Source organism: Marinobacter sp. LV10R510-11A (assembly GCF_900215155.1).
GTDB lineage: Bacteria > Pseudomonadota > Gammaproteobacteria > Pseudomonadales > Oleiphilaceae > Marinobacter.
Genome location: NZ_LT907980.1, coordinates 1,225,669 through 1,248,983, shown reverse-complemented (window position 1 = coordinate 1,248,983; position 23,315 = coordinate 1,225,669). Strand labels below are relative to the sequence as shown.

The 23,315-nt window shown below is 50.5% G+C and carries 14 protein-coding genes; all 14 read left to right on the top strand.

Going from position 1 to position 23,315, the window contains the following annotated elements:
* The first annotated feature begins 20 nt into the window (after nucleotides 1–20).
* The 14 genes from CPH80_RS05990 to CPH80_RS05925 all read left to right on the top strand — a co-directional run bounded on the left by CPH80_RS05990 (nucleotide 21) and on the right by CPH80_RS05925 (nucleotide 23,266).
* Nucleotides 21–284, top strand: a complete 264-nt coding sequence (locus tag CPH80_RS05990) for a hypothetical protein (protein WP_096276084.1) — start codon at nucleotides 21–23, stop codon at nucleotides 282–284.
* On the top strand, nucleotides 274–921 hold the full coding sequence (locus tag CPH80_RS05985) for a hypothetical protein (RefSeq protein ID WP_096276082.1): 648 nt from the start codon (nucleotides 274–276) through the stop codon (nucleotides 919–921). The genes CPH80_RS05990 and CPH80_RS05985 overlap by 11 nt, the downstream gene beginning before the upstream one ends.
* A 20-nt stretch (nucleotides 922–941) precedes the next feature.
* Entirely contained in the window at nucleotides 942–1,880 is a 939-nt protein-coding gene (locus tag CPH80_RS05980; protein WP_096276080.1) for a metallophosphoesterase, read from the top strand.
* Nucleotides 1,881–1,922: 42 nt separating this feature from the next.
* Nucleotides 1,923–3,959 (top strand): anti-phage ZorAB system protein ZorA, encoded by a 2,037-nt coding sequence (gene zorA / locus CPH80_RS05975; RefSeq protein ID WP_096276078.1) that lies wholly within the window; start codon nucleotides 1,923–1,925, stop codon nucleotides 3,957–3,959.
* Nucleotides 3,959–4,750 carry a flagellar motor protein MotB gene (locus CPH80_RS05970; protein ID WP_096276076.1) on the top strand — a complete coding sequence of 264 codons (792 nt, stop codon included), beginning with the start codon at nucleotides 3,959–3,961 and terminating at the stop codon, nucleotides 4,748–4,750. Before zorA ends, CPH80_RS05970 begins: the two co-directional genes overlap by 1 nt.
* A 68-nt stretch (nucleotides 4,751–4,818) precedes the next feature.
* The gene (locus CPH80_RS05965; protein ID WP_157746859.1) at nucleotides 4,819–6,672 is read left to right on the top strand and encodes an EH signature domain-containing protein; all 1,854 of its coding nucleotides are present in this window, start codon (nucleotides 4,819–4,821) and stop codon (nucleotides 6,670–6,672) included.
* A gap of 15 nt (nucleotides 6,673–6,687) precedes the next feature.
* Entirely contained in the window at nucleotides 6,688–9,720 is a 3,033-nt protein-coding gene (locus CPH80_RS05960; RefSeq protein ID WP_096276072.1) for a DEAD/DEAH box helicase, read from the top strand.
* A gap of 73 nt (nucleotides 9,721–9,793) precedes the next feature.
* Complete coding sequence (locus tag CPH80_RS05955; protein WP_096276070.1) at nucleotides 9,794–12,208, top strand: type I restriction-modification system subunit M; 2,415 nt, start codon at nucleotides 9,794–9,796, stop codon at nucleotides 12,206–12,208.
* A 2-nt stretch (nucleotides 12,209–12,210) separates the two neighbouring features.
* Nucleotides 12,211–13,497, top strand: a complete 1,287-nt coding sequence (locus CPH80_RS21575; protein ID WP_157746858.1) for a restriction endonuclease subunit S — start codon at nucleotides 12,211–12,213, stop codon at nucleotides 13,495–13,497.
* 61 nt (nucleotides 13,498–13,558) lie between these two features.
* Nucleotides 13,559–16,438, top strand: a complete 2,880-nt coding sequence (locus CPH80_RS05945) for an AAA family ATPase (protein WP_096276068.1) — start codon at nucleotides 13,559–13,561, stop codon at nucleotides 16,436–16,438.
* Entirely contained in the window at nucleotides 16,435–18,333 is a 1,899-nt protein-coding gene (locus CPH80_RS05940; protein WP_096276066.1) for a tetratricopeptide repeat protein, read from the top strand. The genes CPH80_RS05945 and CPH80_RS05940 overlap by 4 nt, the downstream gene beginning before the upstream one ends.
* Before the next feature lie 70 nt (nucleotides 18,334–18,403).
* Entirely contained in the window at nucleotides 18,404–21,517 is a 3,114-nt protein-coding gene (locus CPH80_RS05935) for a type I restriction endonuclease subunit R (protein ID WP_096276064.1), read from the top strand.
* Nucleotides 21,517–22,233: a M48 family metallopeptidase gene (locus CPH80_RS05930; RefSeq protein WP_197703617.1), complete on the top strand. Its 717-nt coding sequence runs from the start codon at nucleotides 21,517–21,519 to the stop codon at nucleotides 22,231–22,233. Before CPH80_RS05935 ends, CPH80_RS05930 begins: the two co-directional genes overlap by 1 nt.
* Before the next feature lie 238 nt (nucleotides 22,234–22,471).
* Nucleotides 22,472–23,266 (top strand): GIY-YIG nuclease family protein, encoded by a 795-nt coding sequence (locus tag CPH80_RS05925; protein ID WP_227520375.1) that lies wholly within the window; start codon nucleotides 22,472–22,474, stop codon nucleotides 23,264–23,266.
* The last annotated feature ends 49 nt before the right edge of the window (nucleotides 23,267–23,315 follow it).

Sequence of the window (23,315 nt, the reverse complement as noted above, 5' to 3'; positions counted from 1 at the left end):
ATTTAGTAAAGGAGGGCAAAATGAACAGGCACCTAACCACCGACCAAATCTCCAGAGCCTTGTTTGAAAGTGACCCGATGCACACCTGCTGTAAGGAAAACGACTGTTACGACGAATACGACTACGTCGCCGAAGACGTGTCCAAGCGCTTGCAGACAGGGCAGGACCTAGCGTCCGCCCTGGAAAAAGAAATCGGTCACTGGTTTTATGACGGCGATCCATTCAATACCACCGTCCTGCAGCCAGTCATCAATGAACTGGAAGGAGCCAGCCATGATCGATAACTTCAAAACTGACCTAATGCTGCGTACTGCTGCCATCCCGTCGGAGGAGATCCTGAAGGCTATGGGTTATCAAAAGCCAACCTCCGCCAATTTTGAGCGGCTGCAGAACGTACTGGAAAGTCCGGAGTTTGGCCTGGACGATAGCGGCTTCGATTTCAAATACAGTAGCGAAGGTTTTCTGCGGGCGCTGTGCACCGTAACTGGCATGGGTATGCCGCTGGCAGACCAACGCATCACCCGAGCCAAGAAATATCTGGAAGAAGAGCGCACAGCTTTCAAGCCCTACATCTGGATAGATACTGCATTTCAGCGCAAAAGCCAGCCACTCTTTGCCCTTGCGGTCTGTGAACACCAGCGCTACCTGGATTTCCCTAAAGGCTTCTGGCGATTGTCGATGGACAGACAGCTGGGCAGAGCGCAGTGTAAGGTTCGGGAACATATCTACGAAACGGGTGGTGACCTTGGGATCTGGGGTGAGATCCAGCAGTATTGGTTTTATTACAAAAAAGACGAAGCCTACCTGTTAGCTCAAAATGGTGAGGTGCTGAGCAAGCGCGAAGGGCCAGTACCCAATAAAGCCTCTACAAGTCAGGAAATAGAGCTCATTACTTCCAGTGAGCGGGAATCCATGCAGTAACCGGTGAAGGCTCACTATCGATGTACGACTTGATTGGCGATATTCACGGCTACGCCACCGAGCTTAAAGCACTGCTCACCAAAATGGATTACCAAGAAATCGACGGCGTTTGGCAGCACCCGGACGAGCGCCAGGTGATTTTCCTGGGTGATTTTGTGGATCGGGGCCCGGAGCAAGTTGAAACGGTTCAGATTGCCAAAGCGATGGTCGATAAGGGCAAAGCATTGGCCGTGATGGGTAACCATGAATACAACGCTGTCGCCTGGGCTACGCCGGATCCGGAACAAAAGGGTGAGCATTTGCGCGCTCATACCGATAAGAACCAGAGCCAGCACCAGGAATTTCTGGATCAGGTAGGCGAGGACAGCGAACTTCACAAACTCTTTATTGAGTGGTTTAAAACCTTGCCGGTTTACCTGGACCTTCCGAAACTGCGCGTCGTTCACGCCTGCTGGCATCCTGAATACCTGAGCAAAATCGCTCAATACACGGATGATGAAAACCGGTTGCTTTCGGATGCATGGGAGCAAGCCAGCCGCAAGGACAGCGAGGCCTATGACGCTATCGAAACCCTCCTAAAAGGCCTCGAATTACCTCTGCCGAAAGGCCACTACTTCCTTGATAAAGAAAAAAATAAACGCACCGACGTGCGAGCCAAGTGGTGGCAAACAGAAAAACTGACCTATCGCGATTTGGCTATGGTGCCTGGCTCAGAGATCGATAAGATTCCTCACGACCCAGTGGAGGCGCATATTCTTCCTGGTTATGACGGCAAAAAATCTGTGTTCGTTGGGCACTACTGGATGAGTGGAGAGCCAGAACCGCTCAATGACCATATAGCATGTCTGGATTACAGTGTTGCCGGAAAGCATGGGGGGAAGCTCTGTGCTTATCGATGGGATGGGGAAAGTAAGCTTCTGAAAGAAAATTTTTATTACGTGTCCCGCGGTCAAGTTTAAGCTTTGACAACAGAACACATTATAACAATTCAGGATATCTAAATGGACTTTCTTAATCTGCTACGGCATCTCCTACCGGACTTTTCAGCATTAGCAAAGAGCTCGCCGCAAGGTCTCGCCACTCTTTTTTGGCTGGTCATGGCATTCGTGTTCGTCGTCGCATTCATTGCGATAAACCGGCATTTCGTGCACTTTAAGCGCCGATTCAGAGCGCTAAAAAGTCTTATCGACAATCAAGATAAGAAAGCACTCGCGGCTAACCGCCGAGAGGTCTTGCAGAAAGCCCTCCAGCTCGAAAACGTCGAGATAGGCAAGGTTTGGCGAGAGTTCGATGAAAGTCTCGTGATCTCGGGCGATCAGAAGTCTCTTTATAATACCCTGGACGCGGATCATTTTTTCAATGCCAGAACATTAGCAACCGGTCTAACGGGGAGTCGTCTGCTTGCAGCAACTCCCAGCTTTCTTGTCGCAATTGGTGTGTTGGGTACCTTTGTGGGGCTGACGGTTGGTCTGAATGGTCTAGATCTTGCCCCAACCTCGGGTGTTTCTGAACTGCGTAGTGGTATCGACAGTCTCATTCAGGGCGCTTCCGTCGCCTTCATGACGTCAGTGTGGGGTATCGGCCTCAGTCTTGTGCTCAATATGATTGAGAAATTCCTGGAACGCTCAGCGCTATTGCAGATCCGGAGTGTTCAGCAGGAAATTGACTTCCTTTATCCGAGAATTCCTGCTGAACAGTCTTTGGTGCACATCGCTGATAGCAGCAGAGAGAGCAAAGAAGCGTTGCAGGAGCTTCACGAGCGCATAGGGGATCGGTTACAGGAAAGCATCAAGGGTGTCAGTGATTCGATGGAGGAGGCATTCACATCGGCACTGAACAATATAATGGCACCAGCGATCGAGTCATTGGTGAGCAATGCCAGTCAACAATCCAATCAGGTTCTAGAGCGTTTGGTGGGAGATTTTGTCGAGGGTGTTAGCGGTGCGGCGAAGAATCAGGGTGCTTTGCTTGAACAGGCCGCTTCGGATGTCAACACGGCGGTGACAGGTATGAGCTCCCAGCTAGGTGATTTGTTTACCAAGCTTAACGAGCAGCAGGAACGGCAGATTGAAAGCTCACAACAGCAGGCCGGACGATTCGATGAGCAAATCGCAAAGGTTACTGAGTCTTCGGCAAACAGCCAAAAAGCGCTGGACGAACGCTTCGATAAACTGATGGGGAATTTTTCTGAACGAGTTGAGCAGCAATTGGAAGCAGCTGAGGATCGTAATCAGAAAGCCGCTGAAACTGCCACTCATCGTCAGGAGGCGATGGAGCAAAGCTTCAGCGGAATGACGGAAGAAATGATCGGCCGTCTCAACGCTCAAATGACCGCTTCGGACGAGAGGGAGAATCTCCAGCAAGATCGATTCAGAGAGCAAAACCAAAAGGTCTCCGAACAGCAGCAAAGTCTCCTGAACAATATTGCCGAGACTGTTAGGACAACACAGCAACAGAGCTTGCAGCTGGCAGAGCAGCACCGAGAAATCCTGGATCAGCTGGGGCTGGTTACTGAGTCTATGTCTACCAGCAGTAAACATCTGGATAGCAGCTCAAATCAACTTGGCATGCTCAGCACTCAAGTACGCCAGGCCACAGAAATGCTTGGTACCCAGATGACTGATGTTTTGTCTGGCATCGAGTCTGCAGGTGAACAAAATTCTGCCCTGACAGAAAGGTTGAGTGAACAGTCGCGTTTGCTTGAAGGGCTCCAGCAAACCGTCCGGGAAAGTATCGAACAGTATAGCAACGCGGCCAAACTGACGAATGAGGGCTTCGGCGAGCTAAAGAGTCACCAACAGGAATGGCTCAGATCCATTAAAACCGAGTTCAACGACTTGTCTGAAAATATGGCAAATCAGGTTTTGGAAATTGAAAAACAGGCGGAGTCCTGGCTTTCGTCCTACTCCTCGCAAGTCAATCAACAAATGAAAGACCGAATGGAGAAGTGGGACACCAGCTCAAGGGCTTATGCGGATTCTATGCTCAGAGTCGTTGAGAACATGAGCAGCATTCTTGATGAACTGGAGGCTCGTTGATGGCGTTGCTGCGCTCTGAAAAGCCGATAGCGGTCGACGAGGAGAATCCATACTGGATGTCATTCTCCGACGTCATGTCCGGGCTTCTTGTTATCTTCATCCTGGCGTCTGTGATTCTGATACTCCAGCTCATGGAATTACAGGAGCAGGCGGAAAAAGAGCGTGAGCGGCTGCAGGAGCAAGTCGTTGAGGTCGAGGAAGAAATTTCCATGCTTCGAAAGGCGGAAGAAGTCCGGCGAAACATATTGACGGAAGCCGCTGACATTCTGCAAAAAAGGGGAATTCAGGTTGAGGTCAGTGAGAATAGCACGGTCCTGAGGATTCCAAATCAACTGCTCGGATTTGATACTGGCGCAAATGAAATTGGCCGTCAGTATCAGGATATAGCCTATGAAATCGGTGAGGTCCTGCACCAGCTAATTTCTAAAGAGGACCGTTCAAGTTATCTGGATACCGTTTTTGTAGAGGGTCATACCGACAGTCGCCCGTTCTATGGAAAATTGTGTGGTTCCAAAGGGAACTGGTGCCTGTCGACGTTCCGGGCTATTTCTCTTTGGCAGTTCTGGGAGCAGGCCCTACCTGAACGAGGCAAGCTCGGCGATCTTGAAAATGGCGACAATAAAACGCTTTTTTCTGTCAGTGGCTATGCGGAAACCAGACCTGTAATAAAGAACCAGAAAACAGAGTCGGATTTTAGTAAGAATAGACGGATTGATATTAGGTTCACAATTCGCCGTCCAAGCAGTGAGGACTATGAAAAAGTGCGGTCTAAAGTTGATTTGACTCAATGAAGTTACCCCCGCCACCAAACTTGGTCTCAGAGTGGCCAAATGACGTCGAGGCTGGCTGGTCTCGCTTGTTGGCCAAAACCGAGAGGTTCGCTCAATCGGCGGGTGGAGGTGATGCTTTTGACGCCATGTGCGGTCGTTTGCGGCGATCCGTTGAACGTGCCGATCTCACGGATATTTATGATGCGATCGAAAAACGGCTCGGAGCGCGCGCGTTAACGTGGCTGTGGAATAACGAAAAGGGCGTGCTGAAAAGGAGCTGCCGATCCTCCGTTGTCAATGCCTTAGTCGAGCGACAAAAACCAAGGCTAACCCGCACGACCCTCCTCCAGATCGGTAAATTGTATTTTGAGGAATTCGACCAGCTAGATCAGGTGGACAATGGTCTATTCGGTAGTATTGAGGCTGTCATTCGATCTCAGGTCCTGAAGATTCCCCAAAAACAACGAGACCTCTCGACGAGGGACCCGATCGTAGCTCTCCAGAAAAATCTCGATTGGCTCATTGGCGTTGAAGGGCCGGCAAATTTCTCAGACAAGGTTCGTGAAAGTGGTGAGGAGCTTGAGCAACGCTTTGAGGCATTCGGTTTGGTTGGCTATGACGCGGGCCGATACGGGGATTTGTGCCGGGCGCATTATTACATCAAGACGCTCAACGGTGTGGCATCGGGGCAGTGGGACCCGGTATTCGATGAACTCTTGAAGCCTTCCGTCAGTCGAGCCCCCTTTGGTGAAGACAAACGCATTGGGCATGCTGCGCTGGAGGTCATAATCGACAGAGCGGGCTCCGATGTGTCGGAGGCCTGGCAAGATTTTGTAATCGGTATTGCGGGCGATCCTCGCATTAAGAGCTCGTCAAGGAACTATCAGGAATGGTGGAAACCCTTGGGCGCGGCCCGGATCGAGAAAGTCCGGGGGTGGCTGTCTAAAGAAGATCTTAAGCTATTCTTGCAAGCGCTGGAGCAGTACGGGTTAGAAAGTGGCGATGCGGGGCTTAAGCGAATGTTTCCGGCCCGCAAGCGATTTCTTGAGGGACTCTATAAGCAGAAGCTCATTCGCAACACCCGGCTGATGCTAGGGCGTCGCACTGAGGGAACTGTTAAAAGGCTTCTTGGGGATGAAATCAAAACAAATTTTGCTAATTTAGAGGGAGGGCTATCCGACAAAGCTATCATTTATGTTGACTGTGGTGATTTTCATCTCGTGGAGGGTTCTCACAACTTCAAAATCTGGGTTTACCTTGCCCCGCCTGGGAAAATTGTCGGTTCGTATGACCACACCTCATTTACGCCAGGCGAATTAACTCACATAACTCCGGCGCAATATAAAGCGATGTATGACCTGCCTTATGATGCAGTCACTCACAATGGAACCTGGCAATCCAAGGTGATTAATTTTCTGGCAGAGCAAGGTATCGAGCTTGATATCGAGTCGCTCCTCAGCGCAGCTGAATACAGGGGGCATCTCGCCATTCATGGATACCCAGTCGTCAAATCACCAAAAGTCTGGGTGCCTGAACCTAAAGAGTTGCCAGAGCACCTGAAGGTTGTAGCACCCCACCACTCCCCAAAACGAACACCTCCTAAGTATGAGGATCTTTTTTCTGGCAGAAAACCGACGAATGCCGCAGATAAGTTCCTGCGAGGAAGCCCGTCTGTATCAGCAACTGATCGAGATGGTGCCCGTTCTCAAAGCGTCAGAACCGAGAGGAAGGAGGATCTCAACAGCTTTTCTGAACAGCAAAAAACAGTACTGGGTTACCTCGCCCATAACCCAGGAGCGAAGGCTAGACATGTAGCAGTCCTCTTAGGTTTTGCGCTGAAAGAGCTGGTTGCAATGTTCGCCGGGCCTTTGGCGCCTTATGTCAAAAGGGAGGACATGCATACCTGGGTCGTAAAACCGGAATTTATCCATAAGTTCAAATAAACAAAGAGGATTCTCATGGGCTTGTTCGATCTCCTTCGCTCAATGGTCTCTGGCGAACAAGAAAACGTCACCGCGCAGTCTGGTTTTCAGTTTCGCGCTGATTCCTCCGGTGTCCTTTTTTTCATCGATCTCCCGGAGTTCGCCGAGTTAAAGCAAGGTAACGGACCGGCGCTTCAGAAAATGCAGCTGATTGCTTTGCGAATGTTGGAAGAGCAAGGTTTGGCAGAGCCCATGGCCAACGGGTTCCACGTCAGCGCTGAAGACGTGGCCGGACTGGATGACGAGCAGGCTGAGATTCTCAAGTTACCAGTGAGATTTTCCGGCGGCTTTACCACCGAGATTAATGGGCGAACGGGAAACAGCGGTTTCCGCGTAAATGCAACGGCTAGCGTCGAAGGTCAGGATGTTCCTTTCAACCTAAAGGGGCCGTTCCTTTATTTAACGTCGACAGAAGGGTACCGGCTTTCACAAGCGGAACTCTTCGCACTTACTGCCTTGGAATATCATCAGCAACTCGCACCGGAAGGACGAGGTGAGGGCGCGAATTTACGTTTGATGGCGGAGCTTCAGACAGCCCAACGCAACGGTATGAAACTGGACCTTGGGCATTTCGAAAAGCTGGATGTGGTTGTTCCCGAGGGTGTTGGGGTCACAGCCACCAAAATGCCTGATGGAAGCCTCTTTTTGAGTCCGAGCCTCGGAGATGGAACTTCACCGGAAGAGCTTGGACGGCGATGGGACCAGCTGGATTTTGACGCGGAGAAGGGAGGTGCACTTCGTATTGGAAAGAGGGTCGTCTTGCTTGAGCCCGAGAAAATCGAGGCCGTTAAAGAGGTTCTAGGTAATCGAAGAATTCCTGCTGACAGGGTTCGGGAGTTTATTGAAACTCCCAGCGCTTTTCTGGATGCGGCACTGGTGAACCTTGAACTCGGATTTTCCGTCCGGGTGGAAGGGATTGGCAAACTCCAACACATGGAATTTGGTGAGACCGATGCCAAAAAACAGGATTGGTTTGCACTCGACAAATTACCCGCGCCACCCGAGGCACTGCCCAAGGTCATCCAATCAGAAGAAGAGCTCACTCAGTTTCAGGAGGCCGTGGAAGCTGCCTGGGGGCAGGGTGCCGATACCGTCGCCTTTGGGGGGGAGACGATTGATATTTCCAACAGAGAATCGGTATCGACCCAACTCGAACAAATCGGTGACAGGTTACGAAACCCGGATCTGCAAGATCCGATCATCAATGACGACACGCCTGCGACACAAGAGAAGCTGAGCCTTGTCCTTAAGGATGCTGAAGAGCTGCACGAAGAGCTTCGGCAAAAGGCAAAAGATGTATCGAACAATGATCAGCCAGATTGGAGCCAGTACGCGCGAGAGCCATTTCCGCACCAAAAAGAAGGTATCTTATGGCTTTTGGGATTGATTGAGCATGCCCGGCAAGAGCAAGCAGATAATCTGTACCGGTTGCAGGGAGCATTACTTGCAGACGATATGGGGCTTGGCAAAACCTACATGAGCCTTGTGGCGGTGGGCGAGTATCTGAGTCGTCAGAAGGCATCTCGGAAGCAACAGAAGCCCATACTGGTAGTCGCGCCGCTCACCTTGCTTGAGAACTGGGAAGATGAGGTGGCTGCCACTTACAACGGTATCCCTTTCAAGGACATTGTCGTGTTGCAGTCAGGTCGTGATTTGACCAAGTTCCGCGTAAAAGGCGAGAAGCGGGAAGCCGCACAAATGGCGGAGATCCTCGACAATGACCAGATTTTGGATCAAGACGCAATTCGCTACGCACTGCACATCGGGCCGGAAGCCGGCACCAAAAGGCTGGATCAGGAAAGGCGGCTGGTCCTCACGACCTATCAGGCACTTCGGGATTACCAGTTTTCCCTGTGCCGAATCGACTGGGGCATGGTGATTTTCGACGAAGCCCAAAACATCAAAAACCCCAATACATTGCAAGCCCGGGCTGCCAAGGGCTTAAAAGCAGATTTTAAGTTACTCGCAACGGGTACCCCGGTGGAAAACAGCCTTGGCGACTTCTGGTGTCTGATGGACACGGCGCAGCCGGGCTTGCTTGGTAACTGGACAACGTTTCGGGATACCTGGATAAAGCCGATTCTTGCGGCTGATGAAGAAAGCCGCGACGAAGTGAGAAGCACACTGGGTCAAGGGCTACGGGATACCGTCGGCCCGTTTATGCTTCGCCGCGTTAAGGAAGATCAACTGGGCGGCCTGCCAGCCAAAACTATTCGCTGCGGTGTTCCGCAGCCGGATCACGGCAACCTGGTTTACACCTCAGCATTAACCAGCACCATGGAGGGCCAGCAACTGCGGGCTTACGAGGATGTTCTGAAGGGATACCGCGAGCAACAGGCAACCGAAGACATGCGCGGCAAAGCCCTCTCCGTACTGCAACAGTTGAGAGAAGTCTCGCTTCACCCCCGGCTACGACATGAAACTGAACTGATGACCAATGACGCCGCTTCGGCAAGGCGGATCATGGGCGAATCGGCCAAGCTAAGCGTTCTATTGGATACCCTGGATTCCATCAAAAAGAACGGTGAAAAAGTGATTCTGTTCATGGTCACTAAACGACTGCAGCGGTTGCTAAAGTTGTGGTTGGATCAGATCTACGGTCTGAACATTGCGATCATTAATGGGGACACGGCTGCGGTAGCCAAAAAGACTGACGTGCTGAGCCGAAAGCAGCTTATTACCCAGTTTGAGGCAAATGCGGGATTTAACATCATAATCATGTCGCCAGTGGCTGCGGGGGTTGGTCTTACTGTTGTTGGCGCCAACCACGTAGTGCACCTGGAACGGCACTGGAACCCCGCCAAAGAGGCTCAGGCGTCTGACCGGGTGTATCGCATAGGGCAAAAAAAGCCTGTCACTATCCACCTTCCGGCAGTCCTGCATCCGGAGTACGATGCTTTCGATGTGCATCTTGACAGGCTGCTGCGTGGCAAGCTCATGCTGAAAGACGCCGTGGTAACGCCGGAAGTGGTGTCTGAAAACGAAGTATTGAAATCAATGGGGCTATAAACGGCGTTGGCGCTCTCAGACCCCGTTGATCGAACCTAGCAAATAAATCCTGAGCAACAAACGGAACAGCTAAATGGCCATCAAGAAAAACGCGCTTTATTCCTCTCTCTGGTCCAGTTGCGACGAACTGCGTGGCGGTATGGACGCCTCCCAGTACAAGGATTATGTACTCACCCTGCTATTCATGAAGTACGTAACGGACAAATATAAGGGCGACCCCTACGGCATGATCGTGGTCCCCAAAGGCGCCGGCTTTGACGATATGGTGGCGCTGCGGGGTGATAAGGAAATCGGTGACCGGATCAATAAAATTATCGCCAGGCTGGCGGAAGAGAATGAATTAAAGGGTGTGATTGACGTTGCCGACTTCAACGATGAAGACAAGCTTGGCAAAGGCAAGGAGATGGTGGATCGCCTTTCCAAGCTGGTGGGCATTTTCGAGGGTATCGATCTTTCCTCAAACCGGGCGGATGGTGACGACATATTGGGCGATGCCTACGAATACCTGATGCGCCACTTTGCCACCGAATCCGGAAAGAGCAAGGGCCAGTTCTATACCCCCTCCGAGGTTTCCCGCGTTCTGGCCAAGGTAGTCGGGATCACGGCGGAAACCCCGCAGGACGAAACAGTTTATGACCCGACCTGTGGGTCCGGCTCACTGCTGCTGAAAGCCCGAGATGAAGCCGCAAGGGGGCTGACCATCTACGGTCAGGAGGTGGACAACGCCACCAGCGCGCTCGCAAAAATGAACATGATTCTGCACAGCACTGAGACTGCAAAGATCTGGAAAGGCAACACGCTATCTTCCCCTCAATGGAAGGATGGTAACGGCCAGTTAAAAACTTTCGACTTTGCCGTTGCGAACCCGCCGTTTTCCAACAAAAACTGGACCAGCGGGCTTGATCCGGAGAATGACGAGTTTAATCGCTTTACCTGGGGAGTGCCGCCAGAGAAAAATGGCGACTATGCCTTTCTGCTGCATATCATCAAAAGCCTTAAGAGCACAGGTAAAGGCGCGGTGATTCTTCCTCACGGAGTGCTGTTCCGGGGCAATGCGGAAGCTCGCATCCGCGAGAACCTCGTAAAGCAGGGGTACATTCGAGGAATCATCGGTCTTCCTGCCAACCTGTTTTACGGCACCGGCATCCCTGCGTGCATCATCGTGATCGACAAGGAACAAGCTCAGTCACGGCGAGAGATCTTCATGGTCGATGCCAGTAAGGGCTTCATGAAAGACGGAAACAAAAACCGACTGCGGAGCCAGGACCTTCACAAAATAGTGGATGTGTTCAATAAAGGCCTAAAGCTGTCGCGATACAGCCGTTTGGTCTCGATTGACGAGATTGCGGCCAACGACTACAACCTGAACATCCCGCGCTATATTGACAGCTCGGAGCCGGAAGACTTGCAGGACTTGAGCGCACATCTCCAGGGCGGTATCCCCCAAAGGGATTTAGATACTCTCGAACTCTATTGGGAGGTGTTTCCAAGCCTACGGGCCGCGCTCTTCAAACCGGCGCGCACCGGATACAGTGAGGCGTTGGTTGAAGCCAGCCAGGTTAAGGCCACTATCCTTGCCCACCCGGAATTTACGGCCTTCGCGGAGAAGAGTCTGCAGCCATTCCAGCAGTGGCGTGAAACAGCCAACCTTAAGGCGATCACTCTTGGTGAAGCGCCCAAGAACATTATCCACCGAATCTCGGAAGATCTGCTGGAGCGGTATGCCTCTCTGCCGCTTTTGAGTAAGTACGATGTGTACCAGATCTTGATGGACTACTGGGCAGATGAGATGCAAGACGATGTATACACGCTGGTACAGGATGGTTGGCAGGCAGGCAATGTGCTGCGTGAGTTAGTCGCCAGAAAAAGTGAAAAGCTTCAGGAACAGCCAGACCTGACCATTAACAAGACCAAGTACAAGGCTGAGCTTATCCCGCCATCACTCATCATTGCGCGCTACTTCGAGGTAGAACAGGAGTGGATTGACCACCGAATAGCATTGCTCGATCAGGCGTCTCAGGAGCTAGAGGGTTACCTAGAGGAACACACCGGAGACGAGGATCTCCTAACGGAAGCTCTTAACGACAAAGATAAAGTAACGAAGACAACTGTTATCGCTCGCTTGAAAGACGTTCAGGATCTGGAAGAAAAAGCCGCGCTGAAACAGGCTAAAAGGCTTTTTGATAACGAAGCCGGACTGAAAAAGGCCATCAAGGAAGCTCAGGCCGAACTTGACCTCGCTGTATTCAAACATTACCCGCAGCTTTCGAAGAGCGAGATCAAAACGCTGGTTGTTGACGATAAATGGTTTGCAACTCTGCAAACCGCCATTAAAGCCGAAATTGAGCGCATGACGCAGCAATTGGCTAATCGGGTCAAGGAGTTGGAGCGGCGCTATGCCCGCCCATTGCCGGAATTAACATCGGAGGTTGATGAGCTCAGCAGTCGAGTGATAGACCACATGCAAACCATGGGCCTGGAGGTTTGAGCATGAACTGCGGTTTGACTGAAGTTAGCGCAAATATTGCTGCGAAAAGTACCGACCAGCAATGTCATTTTGACGCTCCGGCAGGGTACAAAAATTCTGAGGTTGGGCTAATTCCGAAAGACTGGCAGGTTTGCGCCCTTTCGGATGTGACAGAATTTCTCGATGGGAATAGACGACCTATCAAATCTGCTGATAGAGCGAGGATCAGTGGCGATTTCCCTTATTACGGGGCTTCAGGAATAGTCGATTATGTTGATGACTATATTTTTGATGATGATCTAATTCTTCTAGGTGAAGACGGTGAGAATATACTCAGTCGAAACTTACCTTTAGCCTTCCGGGTTTCTGGGAAAATTTGGGTGAACAATCATGCTCACGTAATTAAGCCAAAAAAAGAATTCGACATTGGATACTTGACCGCATTCTTGGAAAGCCTAGATTACTCGTTGCTCAACTCTGGTACTGCCCAACCCAAACTTAATAAGCAGAGTTGTCTCAAAATTAAGGTTGCTAAACCCAGTAAGGAAGAGCAAACCGTCATCGCAAAGGCCCTTTCCGATGTCGACGGACTAATAAGCAGCATGGAAGCCCTTGTCACCAAAAAACAGGCCATCAAAACCGCCGCAATGCAGCAACTACTAACCGGCCGCACTCGCCTGCCGCAATTTGCTTTGCGCGAGGACGGTACACCTAAAGGATATAAGACAAGTGAATTGGGGCAGCTTCCAGAGGATTGGGGGATAGTTGAGCTTCGAGACGTTAGTCAATTCATTAACGGCAGAGCATTTTCGATTCACGAGTGGAGAGCGAGTGGAACACCGGTAATTAGGCTTCAAAACCTGACTGGTAGAGGTGAAGATTATTATTACTCCAATCTTCAATTGCCTGAAAAACAATATTGCCATAGAGGCGATTTGCTTTTTATGTGGTCGGCCACATTTGGACCAATAATTTGGAAAGGAGATAAGGCAATATTTCATTACCATATTTGGAAGATTGAATGTAAGTCCGGCTATATAGAGACTTTTTTCTATTACCTTCTAAGTGACATGACCGAGAAATTGAAGTCTGGGTCTTCGAGCGGAGGCACCATGCTTCATGTAACCAAAGGAGCGATGGAGTCAACATTGGCAGCGTTCCCCGTTTCTGCAGAGCAGAGAGCAATAGCAGAGGTCCTTTCTAGCATGGACGAAGAAATTAAGAGTTTAGAAGAGCGCTTGAGCAAAACTCGTGATATCAAACAAGGCATGATGCAGGAACTACTGACTGGGAAAACGCGCTTAATATGAAGTCAGCTTCGGAACACATCACTTGATGGAACGCTAAAAAACCACCAAAAAAGGACAGAGAATGCAGTCGGAAAACTTCCAGTCTCTGAAAGGCCGCTGGCCGGAACTCTACGAACACGCAAGCTTTGCCGAAGCGTATGTGTTGAGTGAGCCAACGATAGCAACCATTAAGTTGCGCTGCTTTGCAGAAACGCTGGTGGGCATACTTTACCGAGAGCTCAACCTGCCTAGCGAACCCGGTGAGGGCTTTTTCGAGAAGCTTAAGGCCGAGCACTTCGAAGGTATCGTCGAAAATCCCATCCGTCAAAAACTGCACGTTATTCGTTGTCTGGGCAATAAGGCCGCGCATGGGAGAGACATCAGTACCGAACAGGCAGGTCAGCTTTTAAAAGAATCCTATCTCCTCGGGCATTGGCTTTACAAAACCTACAGCGGGGAAGTGTACGAAGATTACCCGGAATTCTCAGTTCCTGAACCTCAAGCAGTTAGCGAGGATAAAGTTGGCGAGGCAAGTGAAGACCTGGCTCGCCAGTTGGAACAGGCAAAACAAGATCTTGCTGAGGTGCAGGCGGCTGAGCAGCTGGCCCAGCAAGAAAATTCCGTCCTGAACGCGTCTCTGGATGAGGTGCGGCTGGAAACCTTCCGGAACGCCTCGGCCCGTGCATCCAGTACCATGGATCTTGACGAGAAAAGTACGCGTCGCTTACTAAACATTGAGGATGCCTTTGCCGAATATTCCCTGAACGACGGCCAAACTGAGCTAGTAAAGCGTCTTGGTGAATTTCTATCCAGTAAAACAGATAGTGTTTTTTTACTACGCGGCTATGCAGGCACCGGAAAAACGTTTATCACCAAAGGGCTGACTGAATATTTCCGCTCTATCGGCCGCAATTACGTGCTCGCTGCGCCTACCGGAAAGGCGTCCAAGGTCATTGCCGCAAAAACCAGATCGCCAGCTTACACGCTCCACAAAACCATTTATTCCTTTAAAGACATTGCCGAGTACCGGGACGGCGATCTTGATGGGACGGAAACCTACAAGTTTTATGCTCAGCTTGCTGTGAATGAGATGTCCGCCGATACCGTGTTTATTGTGGACGAGGCGTCCATGGTGGCGGATGTGTATAACGAAGCAGAATTTTTCCGCTTTGGTTCCGGTTTCCTGCTGCAGGACTTTTTAAAGTTTGTGAATCTGGATCATAACGATCACCGGAAGAAGGTGATCTTTATCGGCGATGATGCTCAGCTACCACCTGTTGGCATGAGTTTTCCACCTGCCTTGGCCGCGGATTACCTCTTTCGCGAACACGGCGTTCGCTCGACGGGCTATGAATTAACGGAGGTGGTGCGGCAGAAGGCCGACAGTGGCGTGATGAAGAACTCCATTGCCCTTCGCAAGGCGTTGCACAGTGGAACGTTCAATCAGCTCGCGGTAGAGCTCGACTATCCGGATGTCGACAAGGTTGAGCATGGCGATTTGATGAGCCGATATCTGGAGTCCTGCGGGGGCAAGATCAACGGTGAATCCATTGTGATTGCCCATTCCAATGCAGACGTTGCAGGGTATAACCAGGGAATTCGCGAGCACTTTTTCCCGGGACGTTCGGAGGTCACCGAGGGCGACAAGGTGATGGCGATTAGCAACAGCAGTGCCCATGGATTCTTTATTTCCAATGGGGATTTCGGGCTGATCAAGCAGGTTCTGGGAGAATCCGAACGGCGCCCAGTCAGGCTGAAAAGAAAGAATTCAGACACCGGGGAGGTTGAGAGCATCGATATTGCCTTGGCGTTCCGGGATGTTCGCATCGGTTTTAAGAACCTTGAGGGAAACAACCGATTTTTCCACGCGAAGATTCTGGAAGATTTGCTCTATAGCGACAAACCGTCTTTGTCGTCCGATGAAAATAAGGCGTTGTATCTGGACTTCTGCATAAGGAATGGTCATCTAAAGCGCGGAAGTCTGGAGTTCAAGAATACGTTAATGTCCGACCTTTACTTCAATGCGATGAGGTTAAAGTTTGGCTATGCTATTACCTGTCACAAGGCTCAGGGCAGCGAATGGAATCATGTGTTTGTGAAGTGTAAAACCCACCAAAGCCAGCTGTCCGCCGACTATTTCCGTTGGTTCTATACAGCCATTACTCGTACCTCCCAGAACCTTTATCTGCTTGATCCTCCAAATCTGAAACTGGGTGGCGGTATTAAAGTCGTACAGCCGCCCGGCGTGGGGTTACCGCAGGGGATGACAAGCCCTGACGGATCTCCACGTGAAGAAGGCAGTGCTGAAAAGACGATTGATGCAGCTAAGAAAGCTGTCACCGACGAATCTTGTGAAGGCCCCCCCAAATCAGAACCCACTCAGGGTCAAAATGCCAATACGTTAGGGATCCCAGCCACGGCGCCTTTTTTACTGGCGCTGTTGGGGCGTGTTCAGGATTTGATTGCCGGCACTGATATCAGTATTGAGGGTGTTGGGCATAATCAGTATCAGGAGGCTTACACTTTCAGGCGTGGCGAGGATTTTGCGAGAGTCGATATTGGTTACAACGGGAAAGCAAAAATTTCCAGAGTGACCTCCCAACACCTTTCGGAATTTTCGTCTCAAGTTATTGGCTTGCTGGCGCCCTTGAAAGGTGCGCCTGTAGCCAGTGCGCCGACCGCTCCCGCGGACCGCTTTAACTTTGAAGAAGATTTTCTCAGCCAATTCCACCACCGCCTGATACCGCTGGCTGAAGAGCGAGGAATTGTAATTCAGAACGTGGTAAAGCATCCCTGGAGCCTGAGATATACCTTCAACCGTCAGAGCGAAGTGGCGGTATACGACATCTTCTTTGATGGTGGAAACCGGTTTACTAAATGCCAGGCTCTGATCACTGCCTGTTCACCTGGGAGTCTGGTTGGCGAGGTACAACTCATGCTGACAGAAGGTCTCAGCGCATGACAAGCAGTAAGGAGGTATTCGCCAAACGTCGGGAGGGACAGCTTGAAGAAGCGTACCAGATGGCTTTGCAGCTCATGAATTCGCCGAGCCCAGATGATTGGGATGCAAGAGCGTTTGGCTGGTGCCTGATTGACCTGATCAAGCGGGATGCGAAAGCGGAAAAAACTGAAAACCTGGACCATTACCGTCAGCAGCTTGAATCTATAGAGGTTCCTGTCATCGACGAAGTGCTCACCAAGCAACGTGAACAGGCGATCTCGCTTTGCAACCCTGGTGGTCGACTTGCCAGCAAAGCAAAACAGGTAAGTAAGTCCGGGCGAAACAGCGAGGCGGCAGAGATCTATCGTCAACTCTGTAGGTCAGGGGCAGGCGATGAAAGAGTTCAGACGTCCTTAGGCTGGGAGCTTTATAAGATCTCCAAAGAATTGATGGCTAAGGAGCCAATTGACGTTCTTGCAGTAAAGAGAAACCTGAATGAGTACCTTAAACTGAATGTGGAAAAGCCCTCGCTGTTGCACACTTGTGTTCTTCAGGTGGCGTCGAAATTCGCTGGCGCAGAACGGTTCAGCATGCTGGCGTTCTCACGTTTGTGGGGACTCGATTTCTTGCGCCCGGAGGATTGGGAGCGATTTGTTACCGATGACGGTAAAGAACTCCCGTCTCTTGCTGAGAAAGTTATCCGGCAGGCCAGTAAGGAAGCAGCGAAATCAAATGACAAGGAAAGCCTTTCCTACATTCTCCCCCACGTGGATAAAGCCATTTCCGAGTGCCCTGAAAATATCTGGCTAAGTCTGAATAAAGCAAAGGTTCTGTTGGGGCTTGGCAGAAATGATGACGCTCTGACCTTTGCGTTGGATGTGACCCGCGCGAATGTTAACGATTTTTGGACGTGGGGTTTGCTGGGCGATATCAGCGCTGGCTCTGAAAACGATGTGTCATTAAGTTGTTATTGCAAATCACTTCTGTGCTCTTCTAACGACAAATTCACCGGAAAGGTGCGGCTAAAGCTAGCGAAATTATTGATCGATGGTGGGAAGCTCGCTGAAGCCAAACATGAAATCAGTCGGGTTGTATCTCACAAAGAGCAGGAAGGACTGAAAGTTCCAGCGGACATCGAGCAGATTGTTGCACAATCCTGGTATGCCGAAGTTATGCAAGCCCCTTCTAATGATGATTATTACAGGGTGAATATCGGGGAGGCCGAAACACTCCTGTTTAGCCAGCTGCCATGGATTGCTGGCAACGTTGGGGGCGTGTTTTCGGTGCCCGGTAAGGAGGATAAGCCAAAACGGAAGCTGTTTCTTAAAACATCGTCCGACCCAATGGAAGTTGCGGTTCCGGAGAGTAAATTCGAGCTTTCTGATGTTAGTGCTGGGGATGCTATTCACATAAAAGGTGAGCGGGACGCTCAAGAGAGATTTCAGGTTCATGTCGTAGCGAAGAGGGAGTCGGGTGACCCTTGGGATGTATTTATCGAGCGCGTAGGCGTTGTAGATCACGTCAATAAACAGAAGCAGGTGATCCATTTCATCGTTGACCGAAAAGTGGACGGCGTCATTCCACTTTCTGACCTGGAAGCTACTTTTAAGGAGGGGGACGCGATAGGGGTTACGCTCTCAAGATATACCACCAAGCAGGGCATCCGTTTTCGGATTTTAAAAGCAGCTGCGACCAACAGTAAACCGAGCTCATCTATACGCCAGACTTTTCAGGACACTGTTCGAGTCAGCAACGGGCTGGGATTCACTACGACAGACGTTTTTATTCCTCCCCCTCTGATTGCCGGGAGCGGTATTCAAAACGACGACATAGTCAGTGGAGTCGCTGTCCTCAATTATGACAAAAAACGCGGCAGTTGGGGATGGAAAGCCATTTCAGTAGATCGCGAGGGATAAGTTACACATCTGGCCATGCGTTTTAGTCGGACCTGAAATAAAAATCAATCGGATTAGCAAGGGGACCGAAGTGTCTACAGTCGGACAGAAAGAACGAGCGACACAAAATCGTATAGTGTCACTCTTTCAAAAAGATCTTGGCTACCGGTATTTGGGCGATTGGCAGGATCGCGATGGAAACCGCAATGTTGAGGTGGAAATACTGGCCGACTGGTTGCGCGGGCGCGGGGTAAAAGAGGTACTCATCAACCGTGCGCTGCGGCAACTCGATACAGCGGCAGCTCTTGGCGAGGGCAAGAAACTCTACTATGCCAATAAGGATGTCTATCGCCTACTGCGTTACGGGATAAAGGACAGGGAAGGAGCGGGTGAACAGAAGCAGACCGTTTGGCTGATTGACTGGGAGAAACCCGAAGAGAACGACTTTGCCATTGCCGAAGAAGTATCCATCGCTGGTGAAAATAAGAAGCGTCCGGATATCGTTCTTTATGTGAACGGCATTGCACTGGGAGTACTTGAACTCAAACGCTCATCGGTGAGCGTTAACGAGGGTATTCACCAAAACCTGGATAATCAGAAAAAGGATTTTATCCGCAATTTCTTCACGACCATGCAACTGGTGATGGCCGGTAACGATACCCAGGGGTTACGTTACGGGGCTATCGAAACGCCGGAGCGGTTCTATATGGAGTGGAAAGAGAAACTGCCGCCCAAATATGAAGCGAGTGCGCCCAACCCTTACGAAAACCCACTCGATTACCACCTGGTCAATCTCTGCCGGAAAGAACGTTTCCTGGAAATAATCCACGACTTCATCGTGTTTGACGCCGGGGTTAAGAAAACTTGTAGGCACAATCAATTTTTCGGTATTCAGGCAGCAAAAGATAATCACGTTCTTCAGCGGAAGGACGGAATTATTTGGCACACTCAAGGCTCCGGCAAGAGCCTTACCATGGTTTGGCTGGCAAAATGGGTACGTGAGAATCAGAAGGACGCCCGGGTTCTGATTGTGACGGACCGCACGGAGCTGGACGATCAGATTGAGAAGGTATTCAAGGGGGTTGAAGAAGACATCTACCGCACGAAAAGCGGCGCGGATCTGGTAGCGACTCTCAATCAGCCAATGCCATGGCTAATGTGTTCTCTCGTGCACAAATTTGGTCGTCAGGGTGAAGATGAGAGCACCACCGATGATTTTATTGAAGAGTTGAAGAGTTCGTTACCAACGAATTTCAGTGCGAAGGGCAACCTTTTTGTCTTCGTTGACGAATGTCACCGGACTCAGTCCGGCAAACTCCACGATGCGATGAAAGCGATTGTGCCGGGCGCGATGTTTGTGGGTTTCACCGGTACACCGCTTCTTAATAAGGATAAGAAAAAGTCGATAGAAGTCTTCGGGCCTTATATTCACACCTATAAATTCGACGAAGCAGTGTCAGATCGTGTGGTTTTGGACCTGCGCTACGAAGCGAGGGATATCGACCAGCACATTACCTCCCCGAAGAAAATTGACGACTGGTTTCAGGCGAAAACCAGGGGGCTCTCCAACATTGCCCGAACCCAGCTTAAACAAAAGTGGGGAACCATGCAGAAGGTCCTGTCCAGTAAATCCCGGTTGGAGCAGATTGTTAGCGACATTCTAATGGACATGGAGACCAAACCACGCCTGATGGACGGTTATGGGAATGCGATGCTGGTCTGTGGCAGCGTCTATCAGGCTTGCAATGCTTACCAGCTTTTCAGCCAGACAGACCTGGCAGGCAAGATTGCAATCGTTACCAGTTATCAGCCTACGGTCGCCAGTATCAAGGGTGAGGAGACTGGTGAGGGTCTCACTGAAAGGCTATTTAAATACGATGTCTATCGAAAGATGCTGGCAGATTATTTTGAATCATCACCCGATGAGGCGGCCGGAAAAGTTGAAACCTTTGAGAAAGAGGTGAAGAAGCAGTTCATCAACGAACCGGGTCAAATGCGGCTATTAATCGTAGTGGACAAGCTGCTGACCGGTTTCGATGCTCCCTCGGCCACGTACCTTTACATTGATAAACAAATGTCCGATCACAACCTTTTTCAGGCGATCTGCCGTGTAAACCGTTTGGATGGTAACGACAAAGAGTACGGATACATCATCGACTACAAGGACCTGTTTAACTCGCTGGATAGGGCCATTAAGGACTTCACAGCAGAAGCCTTCTCGGGATATGACAAGGACGATGTAGCTGGGTTGCTTAAGGACCGTCTTGAACAGTCAAAATTGGATCTTGAGAATGCTTTGGAAATGGTTCGAAGCCTTTGCGAGCCCGTAAGGTACCCGTGTAATACATCAGACTATATTCATTACTTCTGTGGCGAATCTGGTAGCAATCAGAGTGAACTGCCCGAGAAAGAGTCGCTTCGTCTGACCTTGTACCAGAGCGTTGCCAAATTGCTCCGCGCGTTCGCCAACATTGCCAACGAACTCCCGGATGCCGGTTATAGCGCCAATGAGATCGAGCGAATCCGGACCGAAGTGTCGCACTTTGAGAAGGTTCGGGATGAAGTGAAGCTCGCCAGTGATGATCTAGTGGATATGAAGCGCTTTGAGCCCGCGATGCGCCATCTGCTCGATAAATACATCCGCGCTGATGACAGCGAAGTGTTAATGGATTTTGAGGAGCTAGGATTGATTGAACTGGTTGTTCAGAAAGGGGCGGATGCGGTTGAGGACATGCCCAAAAGCCTTCGGGATGATCCGAATGCGATGGCCGAAACCATTGAGAATAACGTGAGGAAAACAATTGTTGATGAGAACCCCGTCAATCCTAAGTATTACGAAAAAATGTCGGTTCTGCTGGATGAGCTAATTGAGCAGCGTCGGCAGAAAGCACTTGGTTACCAGGAATACCTGGAACGTGTTAAAGAACTCGCCAGAAAGGTTCTGCATCCGGAGGGTTCAGCACCCGATTATCCGAAGTCTATGGATACATCGGCTAAGCGGGCTCTATATGACAATTTGGGGGAGGACGAGTTACTGGTCACCAAAATCGATGCAGCAATTCGTTTCACCAAAAAAGCCGATTGGGTTGGCGATCGCTTCAAAGAGCGAGAGGTTGCCAATGCAGTCCGCCAAGAGGCGGAAGATTACGATGTGGATATTCAGCAAGTCATGAAATTAGCTCGAACACAAAAGGAATACCAGTAATGGGTGACCTGCGCATCGGTGACCTTGAGTTCCAGCTGAATTGGAAAGCAATCAAACATCTTCATATCAGTGTTCTTCCGCCCGATGGTAAAGTTCGCGTTTCTGCGCCCGAAAGGATGACTGAGAACGCGATTCGCATGGCCCTGATTGCCCGAATCCCATGGATTCGGACGCAACAGCGAGACTTTGCTGATCAGCCGCGACAGTCAGCGAGGTCCTTGGAAAGCGGAGAGTCGCATTACCTCTGGGGACGCCATTATCGACTCGATTTACGTGAACAGAGAGGCCAACATCACGCCAAACTCGCCGGGGGTGGCAAACTCCAGCTTACTGTTACACCTGGTGCGCCCCAAGAGAACAGACAGCGAGCGTTGAACAAGTTTTATCGCGACGAAATGAGAGCGCGGGTCACTGCATTAATCGAACACTGGCAACCGGTGGTCGGAGTGCAGGCGTCATTTTGGGGTATCAAAAAAATGAAAACTAAATGGGGAAGCTGTAACACCAGTACATCCCGTATTTGGCTGAACCTTGAGTTGGCGAAAAAGCCGCCTGAATGCTTAGAATACATCCTTGTCCACGAGCTTGCTCACCTGTTGGAACGTCATCACAACGAACGCTTCAAGGCACACCTCGATCGGCTGATGCCGGATTGGCGTGAGCGTCGGGATTTGCTTAATCAGTCGCCGCTTGCGTTTGAGGACTGGTCTTACTGAGTGCTCAGTATGAGGTTGGCTGTGATCTAGAAGCTGAAATGAAGCAATCTTGTTGCGTAGATTTTCAAAAAATGGCTCTTCCAAGTTTGTAAAACAGCTAGCCAATGCACCTGTGAAAGTCTAAGAATGGGGACTCATTATTAACAACAAAGGCCAATCACTCGAACTGTTCTTCATCGATGGCAAGCCAGACGGCATGCTGACTGCTGAGGTATTTAACTGGACCGGACACGTCTTGATGGCTCCACGAACTCGCTTAAGTGCCGCGCTCAAACGGCCTGAAGCCAGTTATACCGGGGTTTATCTGTTGTTCGGGGAGGACGACCATGGCCCCTTGGCTTACATCGGTGAGGGTGAAGACATCGGTGGTCGAATCAAAAGTCACGACACTAAGAAAGATTGGTGGACCACGGCGGTTCTGGTTACGACGGCGGGCAATAACCTGAACAAGGCACACGCCAAGTATCTCGAGTCCAGACTGGTCGAAGAGGCTCGTCGGGTTGGCAAGATCCGGCTGGATAACGGTAATACGCCACCTCGTTCATCGCTGAGTGAGGCCGCTCAAGCCAATATAGAAAGCTTCCTCGAATACATCATGATGGTGCTTCCGGCACTTCGAATAGACAGCTTCCTTGCACAAACACGACCTCAGCCTACCGCTGCTACCAACCCAACTGATTCCGCAGCCGAATCCGAGGCCGTGTTCGAGCTTCGCACTCCTAAGCACGGCATTGACGCCAGGGCTGTGCTAACCGACGGTGAGTTTGTCGTGCTTGCCGGTTCTAAAGCTAGCCCCAAGTGGCGAGGTAAAACCAGCCAACATACTGGTTATAGCAAGCTGCATGAGGAGTTGACGGCCAGTGGCGTGCTCGTGCCGGAAGGAGAGCTTTCGGTATTTGGGGAAAACTACGCGTTTAAGAGCCCAAGTGCAGCAGCTGCCGTTGTTAATGGAAGACCAACAAACGGAACTACTGAGTGGCGCTTGCCGGGCGGGAAGACCTACAAGCAGTGGGAAGCTGAAAAGCTCATGTAGTTGGGAGTTCGAGGTTATTCCAGCAAAAAGACTTTAGCTGAAAACTGGG

What these genes read in the sequence shown, in the direction of transcription:
- CPH80_RS05990 (WP_096276084.1), top strand. Translation starts at nt 21, where the DNA reads ATGAACAGGCACCTAACCACCGACCAAATCTCCAGAGCCTTGTTTGAA.
- zorA (WP_096276078.1), top strand. Translation starts at nt 1,923, where the DNA reads ATGGACTTTCTTAATCTGCTACGGCATCTCCTACCGGACTTTTCAGCA.
- CPH80_RS05925 (WP_227520375.1), top strand. Translation starts at nt 22,472, where the DNA reads ATGGCTCCACGAACTCGCTTAAGTGCCGCGCTCAAACGGCCTGAAGCC.
- CPH80_RS05980 (WP_096276080.1), top strand. Translation starts at nt 942, where the DNA reads ATGTACGACTTGATTGGCGATATTCACGGCTACGCCACCGAGCTTAAA.
- CPH80_RS05985 (WP_096276082.1), top strand. Translation starts at nt 274, where the DNA reads ATGATCGATAACTTCAAAACTGACCTAATGCTGCGTACTGCTGCCATC.
- CPH80_RS05970 (WP_096276076.1), top strand. Translation starts at nt 3,959, where the DNA reads ATGGCGTTGCTGCGCTCTGAAAAGCCGATAGCGGTCGACGAGGAGAAT.
- CPH80_RS05930 (WP_197703617.1), top strand. Translation starts at nt 21,517, where the DNA reads ATGGGTGACCTGCGCATCGGTGACCTTGAGTTCCAGCTGAATTGGAAA.
- CPH80_RS05955 (WP_096276070.1), top strand. Translation starts at nt 9,794, where the DNA reads ATGGCCATCAAGAAAAACGCGCTTTATTCCTCTCTCTGGTCCAGTTGC.
- CPH80_RS05940 (WP_096276066.1), top strand. Translation starts at nt 16,435, where the DNA reads ATGACAAGCAGTAAGGAGGTATTCGCCAAACGTCGGGAGGGACAGCTT.
- CPH80_RS05945 (WP_096276068.1), top strand. Translation starts at nt 13,559, where the DNA reads ATGCAGTCGGAAAACTTCCAGTCTCTGAAAGGCCGCTGGCCGGAACTC.
- CPH80_RS05960 (WP_096276072.1), top strand. Translation starts at nt 6,688, where the DNA reads ATGGGCTTGTTCGATCTCCTTCGCTCAATGGTCTCTGGCGAACAAGAA.
- CPH80_RS21575 (WP_157746858.1), top strand. Translation starts at nt 12,211, where the DNA reads ATGAACTGCGGTTTGACTGAAGTTAGCGCAAATATTGCTGCGAAAAGT.